Annotated in this window: 15 protein-coding genes; 13 read left to right on the top strand and 2 right to left on the bottom strand. The window is 52.0% G+C overall.

Annotated elements, in window-relative coordinates; all coding sequences use genetic code 11:
• Positions 1-37: 37 nt before the first annotated feature.
• Positions 38-2,308: a hydratase gene (locus C1A11_RS08415; RefSeq protein ID WP_102050035.1), complete on the top strand. Its 2,271-nt coding sequence runs from the start codon at positions 38-40 to the stop codon at positions 2,306-2,308.
• A gap of 459 nt (positions 2,309-2,767) precedes the next feature.
• Here the strand turns inward: C1A11_RS08415 and gltS are convergent, their stop codons facing one another.
• Positions 2,768-3,991: a sodium/glutamate symporter gene (gene gltS, locus C1A11_RS08410; RefSeq protein WP_102050034.1), complete on the bottom strand. Its 1,224-nt coding sequence runs from the start codon at positions 3,989-3,991 to the stop codon at positions 2,768-2,770.
• A 775-nt stretch (positions 3,992-4,766) separates the two neighbouring features.
• On the opposite strand from gltS, the gene C1A11_RS08400 reads away from it, so the two are divergent.
• The 12 genes from C1A11_RS08400 (at position 4,767) to C1A11_RS08345 (ending at position 14,352) form a co-directional block, all read left to right on the top strand.
• Positions 4,767-5,066, top strand: a complete 300-nt coding sequence (locus C1A11_RS08400; protein WP_102050032.1) for a phage holin family protein — start codon at positions 4,767-4,769, stop codon at positions 5,064-5,066.
• Between the two features lie 224 nt (positions 5,067-5,290).
• Complete coding sequence (gene acpP, locus C1A11_RS08395) at positions 5,291-5,521, top strand: acyl carrier protein (protein ID WP_102050031.1); 231 nt, start codon at positions 5,291-5,293, stop codon at positions 5,519-5,521.
• Positions 5,522-5,530: 9 nt separating this feature from the next.
• A complete protein-coding gene (gene accD / locus C1A11_RS08390) occupies positions 5,531-6,415 on the top strand; it encodes an acetyl-CoA carboxylase, carboxyltransferase subunit beta (protein WP_102050030.1) in 885 nt (294 codons plus the stop codon).
• Positions 6,412-7,332 carry an acetyl-CoA carboxylase carboxyltransferase subunit alpha gene (locus C1A11_RS08385; protein ID WP_102050029.1) on the top strand — a complete coding sequence of 307 codons (921 nt, stop codon included), beginning with the start codon at positions 6,412-6,414 and terminating at the stop codon, positions 7,330-7,332. Before accD ends, C1A11_RS08385 begins: the two co-directional genes overlap by 4 nt.
• Before the next feature lie 106 nt (positions 7,333-7,438).
• The gene (locus C1A11_RS08380; RefSeq protein WP_102050028.1) at positions 7,439-8,401 is read left to right on the top strand and encodes a beta-ketoacyl-ACP synthase III; all 963 of its coding nucleotides are present in this window, start codon (positions 7,439-7,441) and stop codon (positions 8,399-8,401) included.
• The gene (locus C1A11_RS08375; RefSeq protein WP_102050027.1) at positions 8,388-9,323 is read left to right on the top strand and encodes a nitronate monooxygenase; all 936 of its coding nucleotides are present in this window, start codon (positions 8,388-8,390) and stop codon (positions 9,321-9,323) included. Before C1A11_RS08380 ends, C1A11_RS08375 begins: the two co-directional genes overlap by 14 nt.
• Positions 9,317-10,381 carry an NAD(P)H-dependent flavin oxidoreductase gene (locus C1A11_RS08370; RefSeq protein WP_102051044.1) on the top strand — a complete coding sequence of 355 codons (1,065 nt, stop codon included), beginning with the start codon at positions 9,317-9,319 and terminating at the stop codon, positions 10,379-10,381. Before C1A11_RS08375 ends, C1A11_RS08370 begins: the two co-directional genes overlap by 7 nt.
• Positions 10,378-11,310, top strand: a complete 933-nt coding sequence (gene fabD, locus C1A11_RS08365) for an ACP S-malonyltransferase (RefSeq protein ID WP_102050026.1) — start codon at positions 10,378-10,380, stop codon at positions 11,308-11,310. The genes C1A11_RS08370 and fabD overlap by 4 nt, the downstream gene beginning before the upstream one ends.
• A gap of 4 nt (positions 11,311-11,314) precedes the next feature.
• A complete protein-coding gene (fabG, locus tag C1A11_RS08360; protein WP_102050025.1) occupies positions 11,315-12,070 on the top strand; it encodes a 3-oxoacyl-[acyl-carrier-protein] reductase in 756 nt (251 codons plus the stop codon).
• Between the two features lie 11 nt (positions 12,071-12,081).
• Entirely contained in the window at positions 12,082-13,329 is a 1,248-nt protein-coding gene (gene fabF / locus C1A11_RS08355) for a beta-ketoacyl-ACP synthase II (protein ID WP_102050024.1), read from the top strand.
• Positions 13,329-13,793: a 3-hydroxyacyl-ACP dehydratase FabZ gene (gene fabZ, locus C1A11_RS08350; RefSeq protein ID WP_102050023.1), complete on the top strand. Its 465-nt coding sequence runs from the start codon at positions 13,329-13,331 to the stop codon at positions 13,791-13,793. Before fabF ends, fabZ begins: the two co-directional genes overlap by 1 nt.
• Before the next feature lie 100 nt (positions 13,794-13,893).
• Positions 13,894-14,352: a MarR family transcriptional regulator gene (locus C1A11_RS08345; protein ID WP_102051043.1), complete on the top strand. Its 459-nt coding sequence runs from the start codon at positions 13,894-13,896 to the stop codon at positions 14,350-14,352.
• A gap of 70 nt (positions 14,353-14,422) precedes the next feature.
• On the opposite strand, the gene C1A11_RS08340 is transcribed toward C1A11_RS08345, so the two are convergent.
• Positions 14,423-15,367 (bottom strand): magnesium transporter CorA family protein, encoded by a 945-nt coding sequence (locus tag C1A11_RS08340; protein WP_102050022.1) that lies wholly within the window; start codon positions 15,365-15,367, stop codon positions 14,423-14,425.
• Positions 15,368-16,096: the final 729 nt, after the last annotated feature.

Raw genomic sequence — 16,096 nt, 5'->3', positions numbered from 1 at the left:
GTTTGCCGGTGTTCGCCTATCGTTTAAGGAGATTGCAATGATCAAACTTTATCAAGGTGGCATCTTTCTGGCAAACGGGTCAGAGATTTACGAAACACAAGCAGAACTGCTGCAAAAAACGGGCTATCACACAACGGCTGACGAAGCGAGAAAGGGCACCATTGCCTACGATATTTTAAACCGGCATAACCTTTCTGATGATATAGATGCGCTTCGGTTGCGGTTTGACAGTATGGCCAGCCACGACATTACATATGTAGGTATTATTCAAACAGCGCGGGCGTCTGGCATGACGCAGTTCCCGATGCCGTACGTGCTCACAAACTGCCACAACAGCTTGTGCGCAGTCGGCGGAACCATCAATGAAGATGACCATAAGTTCGCACTGTCTGCCGCGCATAAATACGGTGGCATCTATGTGCCCACCAACCTCGCAAACATTCACAGCTATAACCGTGAAACTATGGCTGGCTGCGGCAAAATGATTCTCGGCAGCGACAGCCACACCCGTTATGGCGCTCTGGGCACCCTTGCCGTGGGCGAAGGCGGCGGCGAGCTGGCAAAACAGCTCGTGGGGCGTACCTATGACTTTGCGCGCCCTGGTGTTATCGCAGTTTACCTGACGGGAACCCCGCGCCCCGGCGTTGGCCCGCATGACGTGGCACTCTCCATCGTCGGCGCCGTTTATAAAAACGGCTACGTCAAAAACAAGGTCATGGAATTTGTCGGCCCCGGCATTGCTTCACTGCCGATAGAATACCGCAATGCCATCGATGTAATGACCACCGAAACGACTTGCTGGAGCTCTATCTGGGTGACCGATGACGCAGTGAAAGAGTATTTTTATCTGCATGGCCGCCCGCAGGATTATAGCGAGCTGAAACCAAGCGAGGTCGCTTATTACGACGGCTGCGTTTTTATTGATCTTTCCACCGTGGAGTGCACCATCGCAATGCCGATGCATCCTTCCAACACCTTTACTATCCATGAGCTACAGCAAAACGCGGCAGAAATTCTGTATGAAATGCAGGAAGCCGCGAACAAGCAGATTCAGGGTGCCAAAATGGACCTGATGAGCAAGCTGCACGATAATGCCATTTGGGTGGATCAGGGCGAAATCGCCGGTTGCGCCGGCGGCACCTTTGATAATCTTTGCGCCGCCGCTGATATTCTGCGCGGCAAAAGCTGCGGCAAGGGCGCGTTTACCCTCAGCCTTTATCCCGGCAGTATGCCGGTTTACGCAGAGCTTGCTAAAAATGGGCGGATGGCAGATTTGGTTTCTGCCGGGGCGATTATGCGCGAATGTTTCTGCGGCCCCTGCTTTGGCGCTGGTGATTGCCCGGCAAACGGCGAATTCTCGATTCGCCATACCACCCGCAATTTCCCCAATCGCGAAGGCTCCAAACCCGGCGAGGGGCAGATGTCGGCAGTGGCACTGATGGATGCGCGCAGCATTGCTGCAACGGCCGCTAACGGCGGCCGCCTCACCGCTGCCACCGACATTGATGTTGCCTATACCAAAACCGATTATCACTATGACGGCGGTATTTACGAAAAGCGTGTTTACAATGGCTGGGGCCGCCCAGAACCCGAAACCGAACTGCGATTTGGCCCGAACATCAAAGACTGGCCTGAAATGCCTGCCCTCTCAGACGATTTACTCGTTAAGGTTTGCGCTTACATCACCGACCCTGTCACCACCACCGACGAGCTGATTCCCTCCGGCGAAACTTCGAGCTACCGGTCTAACCCAGAGCGGCTGAGTGAGTTTGCACTGTTCCGCCGTGACCCTCGCTATGTGCCGCGCAGTAAAGAAATGCGCCAGGCAGAGCGCGACCGCGAGATTGGCAAGCCTCTCTCCCCCGAGCTGCTGGCTGTTTATGCAGCGTTAGTGCAGGCGGGGCTTACCTGCAAACCGGAATCCACGGTAATCGGCTCCGCAATCTTTGCAAATATGCCGGGCGATGGTTCTGCGCGCGAGCAGGCGGCCTCTTGCCAGCGTGTAATGGGCGGCGCTGCAAATTTTGCACGCCAATATGCGACCAAACGCTACCGCTCCAACTGCATCAACTGGGGTATCACTCCGTTTTTGGTAGAATCTCCTGAGCTTTTCTCGCTCGGTGATTACATCTTTTTGCCGGACGTGCGCAATGCGGTGCTCGAAAACCGCCCCGCACTGAATGCTTTTGCCGTAAAGCCCGATGGCACAGTGACGCCGTTTACCGTCTCTACCGGAGCTCTGACCGAACCGGAACGGCAAATTCTTGCCGATGGCTGCCTGATTAATTATTACCGCGGCAGCTGCTAACCCTTTCACTTGTTCCAATTCTTCTTTTTCTTCTGGACGAACGCCATAAACTGCACCGGCATTGTGCTTTTTCTGCGTATAACTGCTGCTCATTATCACCGAAAAGATGCCACTTTTCCGGTGTGCTGCCGGTGCAGTTTTTGCTTCGTCCTCCTGCGAGAAGTTCAGGTTATCCACGGCCGGCAAATGTTGCCGTTTTTTATGTCAGCCAGAGAATCAAGCGGGGCCTTTGTGCCCAGCGCCGCGCAGTGTTTCCTCTCATACATTGCACGGCGGCCTAGCAGCGTTTTATTCTCTGCCTTAGAAAGTCGCTTTTATCTCTCATGGGAAAAAGCGGCTTTCTTTTTTACCATTTTTTCGCCTTGCGTTGCTCAAAAAAACAGACCTGCCCGAAAGCAGGTCTGTTTTTTGCCGTTTCCGGCCAACAAAACGGAACAAGACAAACGCCTTGTGTTACCGTTAAAGGACTCCGGCCAAAATCAAGTTCATATGGCCGACGATGAGAATCGCCATCGCGAAATCCATCAAAAAGCCGCCGACGATAGGCACGGTGAAAAATGCCTTTGGTGAGGGGCGGCCGTAGTGTTCTACCACAGCATTCATACTTGCCATTGCGTTGGGGGTTGCGCCCATGGCGTACCCATAGAAGCCTGCGGACATGACGGCTGCATCGTAGTCTCTGCCACAGAAGAAAAATACTACGCCTGCTGCAAAAATGGCCAGCAGAATCACCTGCCCGATCAGAATTACGAGCAGCGGCACTGCCACTTCTGCAAGTTTCCAAATCTCAAGGCCCATAATTGTCATGGCAAGGAAAATGTTCAAAAACAAGTTGCCCAGCGCATCAATCTCTTTGGTGCAGATTTCAATGTGCAGTTTTTCGCCGCCGTTGCGAATAATCGCAGCTGCGAAAATGGCACCCACATAAGCGGGGAACAAAAGTCCTGTTTTGCTGATGAGCAAGGAGATAATTGATCCAAAGCCCATGGCAATAACAATCTGAAAGAAAGCTTTGTGCATTTTGCTTACTTCAATGACAGTGGCTTCTTCATCTTCGGCAGTCAGGCTGGAATAATCCACCTGAGAATGGCCTGCTTTCACGGTGACAGCTTCGTTCAGCTTGCGACGCTCGATGAGGAACTTAGCAATCGGTCCGCTCACAAGGCCACCCATAACAAGACCAAATGTAGCAGATGCGATTGCAAACGGCAGACCGCCGACGGCGCCGTTTTGCTCCATCAGCGGTGCAAATGCGGCAGAAGAGCCAACACCGCCCATCAGTGAAATGGAACCTGCGCACATGCCCAGTAGCGGGTGCAAGCCAAATACACGCGCAATTGCAACGCCCCAAACGTTCTGGATGACGAGCATCACAGAAGAAACCAGGAACAAAATCACAATAGCGACGCCGCCTTTTTTAATGACTTTAAGGCTGGCACTGAAACCAATGGTTGAGAAGAAAGCAATCATAAAGAATTCTTTCATCGAGTAATCAAACGTAAAAGAATAAGTACCTGTCTGCACACCAATCAAATGAATGATGGCGAAAAGCAGACCGCCCACTACCGGCGCGGGAATGCAATAAGTATCCAAAAAGCGTACTTTTTTGACGATGAACTGCCCTACCAAAAAGACAACTACACCCAAGCACACGCTTTGGATTAAATTAAGGGAAATGACCATAACTCCACTCCTTTTGTATCTTTGTTTTCCAACGGACCTGAACCGCAACACCAAAACCCAAGGGGTAAAATAGGATCGACTTTGCACCTCCTGTTCAGAGAAACCTTCTGCCAGTACACTGCCTTCAGGCATCTTTAACATCTTTTCTTATACAGCAGCGCATGCCCTTATATTGCGCTGGCTGCCCCGCAGCCAGGGTCTCTGCGTTTTCTTTGTATGCGGTCAAAGAATGCTGCCATAAACCGAAAGCGGCAGCCGCACAAAATCTGGTCCTCGCGGGTTTATGGCTATAGATTATATAATTTTTGTTCTGCATTCCATGGATTTTGTGCACCATACACAAATACATATGGTGCATAATTGAGTTCTTATAAAATTTAGTCAATACGACCTAACGAGGCTTGTTGAAACTAACCGAAGCGTAAAAACATGCCTTAAAATGACAAGGTTCGCCCGCAAACGACTAGTATTTGTATGAGAAAAAACGTTTAGCAGTGCAACAATAATCCATTGTTTTGATTTTATGGTTTTGACTCTTGACGGATTCTTAGCGTCACCGTCCGCCGTTTTCGGCCCCAACGGGTGTGTTTTCGGCATAGTTTCTATGATTTTAAAAAATGCGAGCTTTCAAAAAATCAAAGTTTTTATCAAGTTCCCATGAAAACCCTGTATTTTTGTAAATTAAAAATAATACATATAAAAAGGATACAGACCGCAACCTTTTGGCGGTCGTTTTGTTTTGCAAGTATTTTGTGAAAGAAGAGGTGGACCATTGATGGAACTTTCCAATATTTCGGAATTTATAAAGCCCGAGTTGCTGGTGCTTGTCGCAGTCCTTTACATCCTCGGCATCATCTTAAAAAATGCGTCTTTCTTTCCTAATAATAAAATCCCGGTGGTTTTGGTAGGCATCGGTATTTTTCTTGCTGCCATTTGGGTTTTGTCCACAAGTACGCTGATTACCCGGCAGGACATCGCCCTTGCTGTTTTTACTGCACTCGTACAAGGCATTTTGGTAGCCGGTACTGCGGTACTTACCGACCAACTAATTAAGCAGGCGCAAAAAGCAGAATAAATTTTTGTGCCTAAGCGCCCCTAAAAGTGAAAATAGAAAGCTGCTGTTTTTGGCTCAAACAGCAGCTTTTTTTGATTTTGTTTGCGAGATTTTAAATTTTGTTCATAAAATACGCCTTGACTTCTTTGGTGCTATGGGTATAATTAGTTCAAGAATTTTAGTTAAAAATATTTACCTAAATTCTTTTATTTCAATTTCAAACATTTAGAACAGGAGTTACGAATATGGAACTGAACGAACTGAAAAAAATCATTGTTGAGGCACTTGGGTGCGAAGAAGAAAAAGTTACACTGGAGGCTTCCTTGATGGAAGACCTTGAGGCGGATTCTCTGGATATTGTAGAACTGCAGATGTCGCTGGAGGACGAATGCAGCTTGACCATTGCAGACGAAGAGCTGCGCCAAATGAAAACCGTGGGCGACATTCTTACTTATCTGAATACTCACACCGCTTAACGGCCGCCTATGAAAGAATTATTGGAAAAATTGACAGCCAGCCCGGAGGAAAAGACGTTTCGTCTAAAAGCCCGGCTAGAAGCTGCTGGCCCGATGACATTGTGGAGCAAACAGACCTTTCTTACCTGCCCACACTGCGAGCGCCGCGCCACCCGCCAGCGCTGGAGCGAAAGTCTTTATGTTTGCCCAAACTGCGGCACCTATCAGCCGATCGGCGGATATTACCGGCTTTCGTTATTGTTCGACCACGGCAGCTTTCACGAGCTTTCGGTAAAAACAATTCAGCAGGACCCGCTGCACTTCCCCGGTTATGCCGAAAAGCTTTCGCTGCAAAAGCGCAAAACAGGCCTTTCGGAAGCCGCCATTACAGCAACTGGCCGCATTGGCGGTATGCCGGTTGTAGCAGCCGTGCTCGATAGTCGCTTTTTTATGGGCAGTATGAGCGCTGGCGTTGGTGAGCGTGTAACACAGGCGGTAGAGTATGCCAGCGCAAAAAAATGGCCGCTGATTATTTTCTCTGCCAGCGGCGGTGCGAGAATGCAGGAGGGCATTTTCAGTCTGATGCAGATGGCCAAAACCAGCGCTGCCATTGCAGAATTTTCTGCACGCGGCGGGCTGTATATCAGCTTTCTCACCCACCCCACTACTGGCGGCGTGACCGCCAGTTTCGCCAGCCTTGGTGATATTATGCTTGCAGAGCCTGGCGCACTTATCGGTTTTGCCGGGCCGCGGGTTATCCGGCAAACGCTCGGCATCGAGCTGCCGGAAGGCTTTCAAACCAGTGAATATCTGGAAGAGCATGGCTTTGTTGATAAGATTGTGCCGCGCAGTGAACTGCGGGAAACCATGACCCAGCTGCTGCGTCTGCATACACCGAAAGGGCAAAAAGTATGATTCAAGACAGATTGCGCCGCTTGCAGGCGCTGGAAAACGAACAGCAAACCCTCTCCGGTACGCCCGACGAGGCGCAGCGCCGGGCAGAGATTGCCGAAGAGCGCAGCGCCTTGGTTGCTGGCTGTGCCGAGCTTTCCTCTGCTGAACGTGTTTTTTTGGCACGCCACCCCAAACGGCCGAAGATAGAGGAATATATCGAAGCGCTTTTTACTGACTTTTTTGAGCAAAAGGGTGACCGCCAGTGCAAGGAAGATGCCTCTATTTTAGGTGGAATTGCCTGCTATAAAGGCGTCCCCGTAACGGTACTTGGGCACCGCAAAGGTGCTAACCTTGCTGACAACATGAAGTATAACTTTGGCATGCCCGGCCCGGAAGGCTACCGCAAAGCACTGCGTATGATGCATCAGGCAGAAAAGTTCGGCAGGCCGGTCATCACCTTTATCGACACGCCGGGCGCTTACCCCGGTGTGGAGGCCGAAGCGCGCGGTCAGGGCGAAGCCATTGCCCGCAACCTAGCCGAAATGAGTCGCCTTACAGTTCCGGTCATCTCTATTGTCACCGGCGAGGGCAACTCTGGCGGTGCGCTTGCCATTGGTGTTGCCAACCGTATTTTGATGCTGGAAAATGCGGTTTACTCGGTGCTTAGCCCTGAGGGCTTTGCCAGTATTTTGTGGAAAGATGCCTCTCGCCATGCCGAAGCCTGTGACCTGATGCGGTTAACTGCCCAGGATCTTTACCAGGCAGGTATTGTGGACGAAATCATTCCCGAGCCGCTGGGTGGAGCACAGCTGGACAAAAAAGCTCTTTTCAGCTGCGTAGATATTGCGCTGGAGAAGAACCTTTCTGCGCTGCGCCGCCAAACTCGTGCGGCGCTAGCTTCCGGGCGATATAAAAAATTCCGCGAAATAGGCTGTTAACTGTCCGCCGCACAGTACCAGAGCGAAAACGCTGCCAGCGCGGCTGCGTCTTTCACTTTGCCAAAATTGTGTGGTATTGCGGCAGCCCCGCGTGATAAGGAGCAACATGAACGGATTACAACTAATTTCTACCGGCAGTGCACTGCCCCGCCGCAGCGTATCGAATGAAGAACTTGCACAGATGGTAGACACTGACGATGCGTGGATTACCAGCCGTACCGGCATTCAGCAACGCTATTTTTGCAGCGAAGGAGAAAGTGCAGTATCGCTGGCGATCGCTGCTGCAAGCGAGGCACTGCGCAATGCACAGCTTACCCCGCAAGAGGTGGATTGCTGCATCTGTGCCACCGTTTCGGGCGATTTTGCAACCCCCAGCGTCGCCTGTATGGTGCAGGCAGCACTCGGCCTGCGGGAGGATATCCCTGTACTGGATGTCAATGCAGCCTGCACTGGCTTTTTGTATGCAGCTTCGGTTGCGCGCGGCCTGCTTTGCGGCAACGGTGGCCGGTATGCCTTGGTCATCGGCTGCGAACAGCTTTCTCGCATCTTGGATATGACCGACCGAACTACCTGCATTTTATTTGGTGACGGTGCTGGCGCCGGAGTGCTGGAAAGCACCCAGGAAAGCCTGTATGCCGACCTTTTAGGCGCACGCGGCTCGCAGGCTATTTGTGCTGCCGGGCCGGGCAGTCAGCCCAGCCATATTCAAATGGAAGGGCGCGCTGTTTTTCGGTTTGCGGTAGAGGCGATTCCCCGCTGTATTGAAGGTATTCTTGCCAAAACCGGACTGACCCTTGACGACATCGACTGGGTCGTCTGTCATCAGGCAAACGAGCGCATTATCGACCACTGTATCAAAAAGCTTTCTGCCCCGGCAGAAAAATTCTATAAAAATATGAGCCGCTATGGCAATACCAGCGCAGCCAGCATTCCGCTGGCGCTCGATGGCCTGCGGCAAAGCGGGCAGCTGCGCCCCGGTATGCGGTTGCTCTGTGTCGGCTTTGGCGGCGGCCTCACCTGGGCCGGCACCCTGCTGACCTGGAAAGGAGACTCCCATGAAACTGCTTAACGAGTTGCTCGGCATCCGCTACCCTGTCATTCAAGGCGGTATGGCGAACATTGCCACCGGTGAATTTGCTGCTACCTGTTCCAATGCCGGTGCGCTTGGCATTATCGGCACCGGCGGTATGGATGCCTCGCGTCTGGTGGAACATATCCACCGCTGCCGTGCACTGACCGACAAGCCTTTTGGGGTCAACATTATGCTGATGCACCCGGAAGCGGACGAATTCGCCCGCATTGTGGTGGAAAAAAAAGTTCCCGTGGTTACCACCGGCGCCGGGAACCCCGGCAAATATATGGCCGCATGGAAAGCCGCCGGTATCTTCGTGATTCCGGTGGTTGCAGCGCCGATTTTGGCAAAGCACCTCGAGCGTGCCGGCGCAGATGCCGTAATTGCAGAGGGTACCGAAAGCGGTGGCCATGTAGGCGAAATGACAACAATGGCACTGGTACCGCAGGTCTGTGACGCTGTGTCCATTCCCGTAATCGCAGCTGGCGGTATTGCGGACGGTCGGCAGCTTGCCGCCGCGTTCGCGCTGGGAGCCTGTGGGGTTCAGGTAGGCACCTGCCTGTTGACCAGCACGGAATGTCCCATCCACGAAAGCTACAAAACGGCACTGCTCAAAGCGAAAGGCAGCGATACCGTTGTGACGGGACGTATCTCCGGCACGCCGGTGCGGGTGCTGAAAAACCGCATGAGCCGCGAGTACGTGCGGATGGAAAAAGCCGGTGCTGACAAAATGGAGCTTGAGCATTTTACGCTTGGCAGCCTGCGCCGCGCCGTATTTGACGGCGATACCGACGAGGGCAGCCTGATGGCTGGCCAGACCTGCGGCCAACTGCACGCGGTACGGCCGGTAGCTGAAATATTGGAGGAGCTTTCGCGCGATGCTGCGGCATGCATTGCTGGGCTGAACCGCCTATGTTAAGGCTTGGCAGCAAACAGCTTGCCCTGCCTGTGCTGCAAGGCGGCATGGGGGTGGGCGTTTCGCTCGGCGGGCTGGCGGGCGCAGTTGCGGCCTGCGGCGGTATGGGGTGCATCAGCACCGCACAAACCGGCTTTCGTGAGCCGGACTTTTTACAGCACACTGCCGAGGCCAATCTGCGCGCATTAAAAAAAGAAATTGCAAAGGCAAAAGCCTGCGCAAAAGGTGCGGGGCTGGTTGCCATCAATGCGATGGTCGCTACCCGCCAATATGCCGATGCGGTGCGTGCCGCGGTGGAAGCTGGCGTCGATGCCGTCATCTGCGGCGCAGGCCTTCCGCTCGATTTGCCCGGCCTTGTACTACCCGAAACACTCATTGCCCCTGTGGTAAGCAGCGCAAGGGCGGCACAGGTTATCTGTAAAACCTGGCTGCGCCGCTTTGCCCGTCTGCCTGATTTTATCGTACTTGAGGGCAGCGAAGCGGGCGGCCACCTCGGCTTTGAAGAAACTGAATTGCTGGAAGGACGCTGCGCCGCTTTGGACGAGCTGCTTCCTCCTTTGCTAAAAACGCTTGCGCCGTTTGAAGAAAAGGCTGGGCGAAGCATCCCTGTATTTGTGGCTGGCGGTGTAGACGGCGGTGCCGGGCTTAGCCACTACCGTAAACTGGGTGCCGCCGGCGTGCAGATTGCAACGCCGTTTATCGCTACCCACGAGTGTGATGCCAGCCCCGCTTATAAAGAAGCCCTGCTGCATGCCAAGACCGAAGATGTGCGCATTATGCACAGCCCGGTAGGCATGCCGGGGCGCGCACTCAATACGCCGCTCATTCAGCGGCTTGCTTCTGGGCTGCGTCAGCCGCCCGTGCACTGCACTGGGTGTATTCACGGTTGTGTACCTACCCAAACGCCATTTTGTATTACCGAAGCGCTTATCGCTGCGGTGCGTGGGGATTTAGAGCATGGCCTTTTCTTCTGTGGTGCCCATGTAGAACGGCTCACCCAGCTCACCTCAGTGCAAGAGCTTATGGACAAAATTGCACAAGATTGGAGAAACAGCCAATGAAACTGGCATTTTTATATGCGGGCCAGGGCAGCCAGCACGCAGGCATGGGCAAAGATTTGTACGACGCCTACCCTGCTTTTGGTGCAGCTTTCGATGCCCCCTCGCTTGATTTTGATTTAAAAGAAACCTGCTTTGATGACCCAAATGGCATCATCGGCGAGACGCAATATACCCAGCCTTGCATGGTGGCTTTTGCTGCCGGTGTTACTGCAGTATTGCGCGAAGCTGGCATTTGCCCTGACTACGCAGCAGGCCTTTCGCTGGGCGAATATTCTGCACTTTGCGCTGCCGGTGCCTTTGATGCAAAAACGGCAGTAGAGCTTGCGGCGTTTCGCGGCAAAGCCATGGCAGACGCGGCCATCGGCATTGAAAGCGCAATGTACGCGGTGTTAAACCTTGACCGCGCAACCCTTGCTGATTGCTGCAAAGCGGCCGCCGCAGAGGGTGTGGTAGAAATCTGCAACTACAACTGCCCCGGCCAGCTTGTTATCGGCGGCGAAAAATCGGCGGTAGAAAAAGCAGCCGCGCTTGCAAAACAAGCAGGTGCAAAACGCTGCCTGCCCCTTGCCGTAAGCGGACCATTCCACACCACATTGATGCAGCCGGCTGGCGAAAAGCTGTCCGCAAAGTTCGCACAGATGACCTTCGCTCCGCTTGGCTGCCCGGTGCTGTTCAACTGCCTTGGGCGCGAAAATACCGAGGCACTGCCCGTAGCAGAACTATTGGTGCGCCAGGTACAAAGCAGCGTTTATATGGAAGACACAATCCGCCGTCTTGCAGAGCTGGGCGTGGATACCGTCATAGAAATCGGCCCCGGCAAAGCCCTTTCCAGTTTTGTCAAAAAAACGGTCGGCGATGCTATCCGCTGCCTGCCGGTAGAAACTGCCGAGCAGCTGCAAGCTGCTATCGCCGCGCTGAAAGGAGCATAACGCAATGCAGAACACACAACAAAACGTCCGCCCTGTCGCTCTGGTTACCGGCGGCGGGCGCGGTATCGGCCGCGCCATCTGTACCCAGCTTGCTGCACAGGGGTTTGACATTTGCATCAACTATGCTGGCAATGCGGCTGCGGCAGAAGAAACCGCCGCACTCTGCACTGCTTTTGGTGCTGCGGCATTCACCGTAAAAGCAGACGTTGCAAAAGCCGAAGAGGTAGAGCAGCTCATCGGTGCAACAGTTGCGCAGTTCGGGCACATTGATGTACTCGTAAACAATGCCGGTATTACCCGCGATGGGCTGATGATGCGCATGAGCGAGCAGGATTATGACCAGGTGCTGGACACCAATCTAAAAGGTGCCTTCCTTTGCTGTAAAGCCGTATGCCGCCCCATGATGCGCCAAAAGTTTGGACGCATTATTAATTTGAGCAGTGTTGTTGGTGTGCGCGGCAATGCCGGCCAGGCCAACTATGCCGCCAGCAAAGCGGGGCTGATTGGCCTGACCAAAAGCCTTGCCAAAGAGCTGGCTGGTAAAAATATCACGGTAAATGCAGTCGCGCCCGGCTTTATTGAAACCGACATGACCCATGCCATGCCCGAAGCTGCGCGCCAGTCTACCCTTGCTTCTATCCCGATGGGACACACCGGCTCTGCCGAAGATGTGGCACGCGCCGTAGCATTTTTTGCAGCAAAAGAAAACAGCTATATCACCGGCCAGGTGCTTTGCATCGACGGCGGTATGGCGGTATAAAGGAGAACGATATGGAAAAACGCAGAGTAGCAATCACCGGAATTGGCCTGGTAACCCCCATTGGCAACGATGCGGCGGAAAGCTGGGCATCTGCCAAAGCAGGTAAATGCGGCATTGCGCCTATCACAGCGTTCGACACTACAAACTTTAAAGTAAAACTGGCAGCTGAAGTAAAAGACTTTGTGCCAGAAAATCGCCTTGATAAGCGCGAGGCAAAAAAGATGGCACGCTTTACCCAGTTTGCACTTTATGCCGCCAACGAGGCTCTGGAGGACAGCGGCCTTGCAGCTGAGCAGACCAACGCTGGGGAGATCGGCGTTATCGTTTCCAGCGGCATTGGCGGCTTACCGGTCATCGAAGAAGAGCATGCCCGCGGCGAGCAAAAAGGCTTTGAGCGGGTCAGCCCTTTCTTTGTGCCGATGGCCATTACCAATATGGCGGCGGCTCAGATTGCCATTTCCCACGGCTTTAAAGGCATCTGCACCTGCCCTGTCACTGCCTGCGCAGGCGGCACCAATGCAGTAGGCGACGCTTTTCATCGCATTCGCGACGGATATGAAACAGTGATGGTCTGCGGCGGTGCCGAAAGCTGCATCAGCGAGCTGGGCATCGGCGGATTTTCCAGCATGAAAGCGCTCTCTACTTCCACCGATTCTGCCCGTGCAAGTATTCCGTTTGATGCTGAGCGCAGCGGCTTTGTCATGGGCGAAGGCGCTGGTATTCTGGTGCTGGAAGACCTGGAGCACGCAAAGCAGCGCGGTGCACATATTTATGCTGAACTTGTCGGTTACGGCACTAACTGCGATGCTTATCACTTCACTGCACCCGCTCCCGGCGGTGTAGGCGGTGCCGATTGCATCCGTTTGGCACTTGATGACGGCGGCATCTCGCCCGAAGAAGTTGATTATATCAACGCACACGGCACCTCTACCCCACTCAACGACTCCTGCGAAACGGCTGCCATTAAAGCAGCCCTCGGCGAACAGGCAAAACATGTTTGGGTATCCAGCACCAAGTCTATGACCGGTCATCTGCTTGGCGGGGCCGGCGGTGTAGAAGCCGCGTTTACGGCACTGGCCCTACACGATGGTTTTGCGCCGCCGACAATCGGCTATCAGCAGCCCGACCCCGACTGCGACCTCGATTATCTGCCCAATGAGGGGCGCGCGGGCACACTTGGCGTAGCTATCAGCACCAGCCTTGGCTTTGGTGGGCACAATGCCTGCATCGTGATGAAGCGTTACGAGGAGGAAGCCTGATGGAAACAACCGAGCGCACTCCTCGCCCGCTGAACTGCGAGCAAATTGAAACTATTTTGCCTCACCGCTATCCATTTGCACTGGTGGACCGCATTACAGACCACGAACCCGGCCAGTGGGCTACCGGCATTAAGTGCGTTACGGTAAACGAGCCGTTTTTTTGCGGCCACTTTCCCGGCAACCGGGTAATGCCCGGCGTGCTGATTTTGGAAGCACTGGCTCAAACCGGCGCAGTGGCAGTGCTTAGCCTGCCTGAAAACAAGGGCAAACTTGCTTTGTTTGGCGGCGTAAAAAATGCCCGCTTTAAAAAAAAGGTTGTACCCGGCGATGTACTGGAGCTTTCCTGCACGCTTACCCGCAGCCGTGGCGCGGTGGGCATGGGCGAAGCCGTGGCGAAGGTAAACGGCAAAACCGCCGTGGTGGCAGAGCTGACATTTGCGGTAGTGGATGCAGTAAAGGGCTGACCCGTTGCATACGCCGCAAAAGATGTTATACTATATAAATGCAGGTACAACACACAGCAATATATCTGCTGCAAAAAATCATTCTGTGGGGGTTTCAGCAATGCTCGATCAGGCATTCAGCGAAGTATATACAAAATTCAAGCTGCATTTTTACCAAAAGGTGTTCGGTCGTTTCGCCAATCGGGAAGCAACGCTGACAACTGTGGAATCATTCAGCATGGAAGTAATTATGGCGCTGAAAAACCCGACGATTGCAGAGTTTTCCCGCATGATGCAGATTTCCACACCCAATGCAGCTTATAAAATCAACAGTTTAATTCAAAAGGGCTATGTGGAAAAAATCCGCTCTGAAACAGACCGCCGCGAATATTATCTGCGGCCCACCAAAAAATATATTGATTATTACAGCATCAGTTACGCCTACCTGCAAACCGTAGTGGACCGCGCAAAACAGCGTTTTTCTGCGGAGGATATTGCAAAGCTTGATGAAATGCTGATGATTGTAAGCGAAGAGCTCATGCCGGAAATTGATCTAGGGCGCCCTGCACCCAAGCAGTAGGCCTCTTCTTTTCAAAATAAAAAGCAGTCTGCCACCTAGGCAGACTGCTTTTTTTGTTCGAGATTTACTTTTATTTGAACATTTTCAATTTCACAAAGATAAGTGTGACCAGCACCGAAAGCCCAACCGAAATGCCAATGATGGCCAAAAAGCCAAACGGATGCTGGGTAAACGGAACCCCGACCATATTAACGTTCATACCATAGGCGCTAAAAATCATAGTGGGAATTGCCATAACAATGGTGATGATGGCCAGTACCTTCATCACTATATTTAGGTTGTTCGAGATAACCGAAGCGAACGCATCCATCATGCCGCTTAAAATGCCGCTATAAATATTCGCCATCTCAATTGCCTGCTTGTTTTCAACGATAACATCCTCGAGCAGGTCGGCATCTTCTGGGTACTTTTTAACCAGCTCAATGCGCAGCAGTTTTTCGAGCACCATCTCGTTAGACCGCAGTGAGGTAGTAAAATACACAAGGCTTTTTTCGAGTTTCAGCAGCTCAATCAACTCACGGTTCTGGGTCGATTCGTGCAGCTGATTTTCGATTTGGTCGCTTTTTTTATCAATCTCACGCAGGTACTGCAAATAAAGTGTTGCAATACGGTACAAAATCTGCAAAATAAAGCGGGAACGCATTCCGGTATGGAACTCCCTTACTTTCCCCTGCTCAAACCCGTGCAGCACCGGGGTGCTCTCACTGCAAACGGTGATAATGGCATCCTCTGCCATTACAATCGCAAGCGGGATGGTATTGTACAGCTCTTTATCGCTTTTCTCTTCTACGGTGGGGATGTTGACAAGAATCATTGTACCCGCATCTTCGGTGTCGATGCGCGAGCGTTCGTCGGTATCCAACGCAGCGCGCAGCGTGTTAACATCCAGCCCATAATGCACGGCGGTCTGCTGCAGCTCACTCTCTGTAGGCGCAACCATCGAAATCCAGCAACCCGGTTTGGGGGTGCTCAAGCTTTTCAGACAATCGCTTTCGGTGATGTAATAGTTTACCATAATAAAAAACCCTTTCTCGGCAAAAGCGCTGCCGAAAAAGAGCAGAGCCTATGCCTTGCTTTGATAATAGAACATTATTCGTGGCTTGGGGCAAGGCTCCGGGGCCATAACAACACGACCTTCCTGCTGTATGTACAGCAAATAAAACAAATATAGTTTTTTTACCTCCAAAACAGTACATTGTAAACTGCCTTTGTAAGGTGTACTGTTGGGCAAATAAAAGATGCTTACCCTTGGCATTTTTCTTTGTTTATTAAAGGTAAAAAAGCACTTTGGGCGACTCATATTATACGGTTCGTAGAAAGCTTTGTCAATAAAGCAGCGGTATTTCTACCCGGTAAATTGTCGCAATCGCATTTATTGCGGTTTTTTATACATAAATATCGATTTCGAGCATTTTCTACTAAGCATTCTCATACATTAATTTAAAATAAAATTAAGAGCAATTGACTTAAAAATATTTTTTGTTTTCGCCACAAAAACACTATCTATTTTGTTTTCAAAAACCCGTGTTTGTCCCCGTCATAATCGCCCAGAAACGGTTTCGTCGCTTGGCCTGATTTAGACAAAAGAGAAAAAATACATTTTGGAAATTGACTTCTTATAAACCGAGTGCTATTGTATGTTCAACGACAAAGGCGTCCGGTAACAGCAAACTGCAAGTGCAGAGGTCTGTGCTGCGCTTTTTTTATTAAACTGGTCGCTTTAGTGAATTAGAGGGGAGAAGTG

The organism is Pygmaiobacter massiliensis (genome assembly GCF_900199435.1).
GTDB lineage: Bacteria > Bacillota > Clostridia > Oscillospirales > Ruminococcaceae > Pygmaiobacter > Pygmaiobacter massiliensis.
This window is presented reverse-complemented; position numbering and strand designations above follow the sequence as displayed.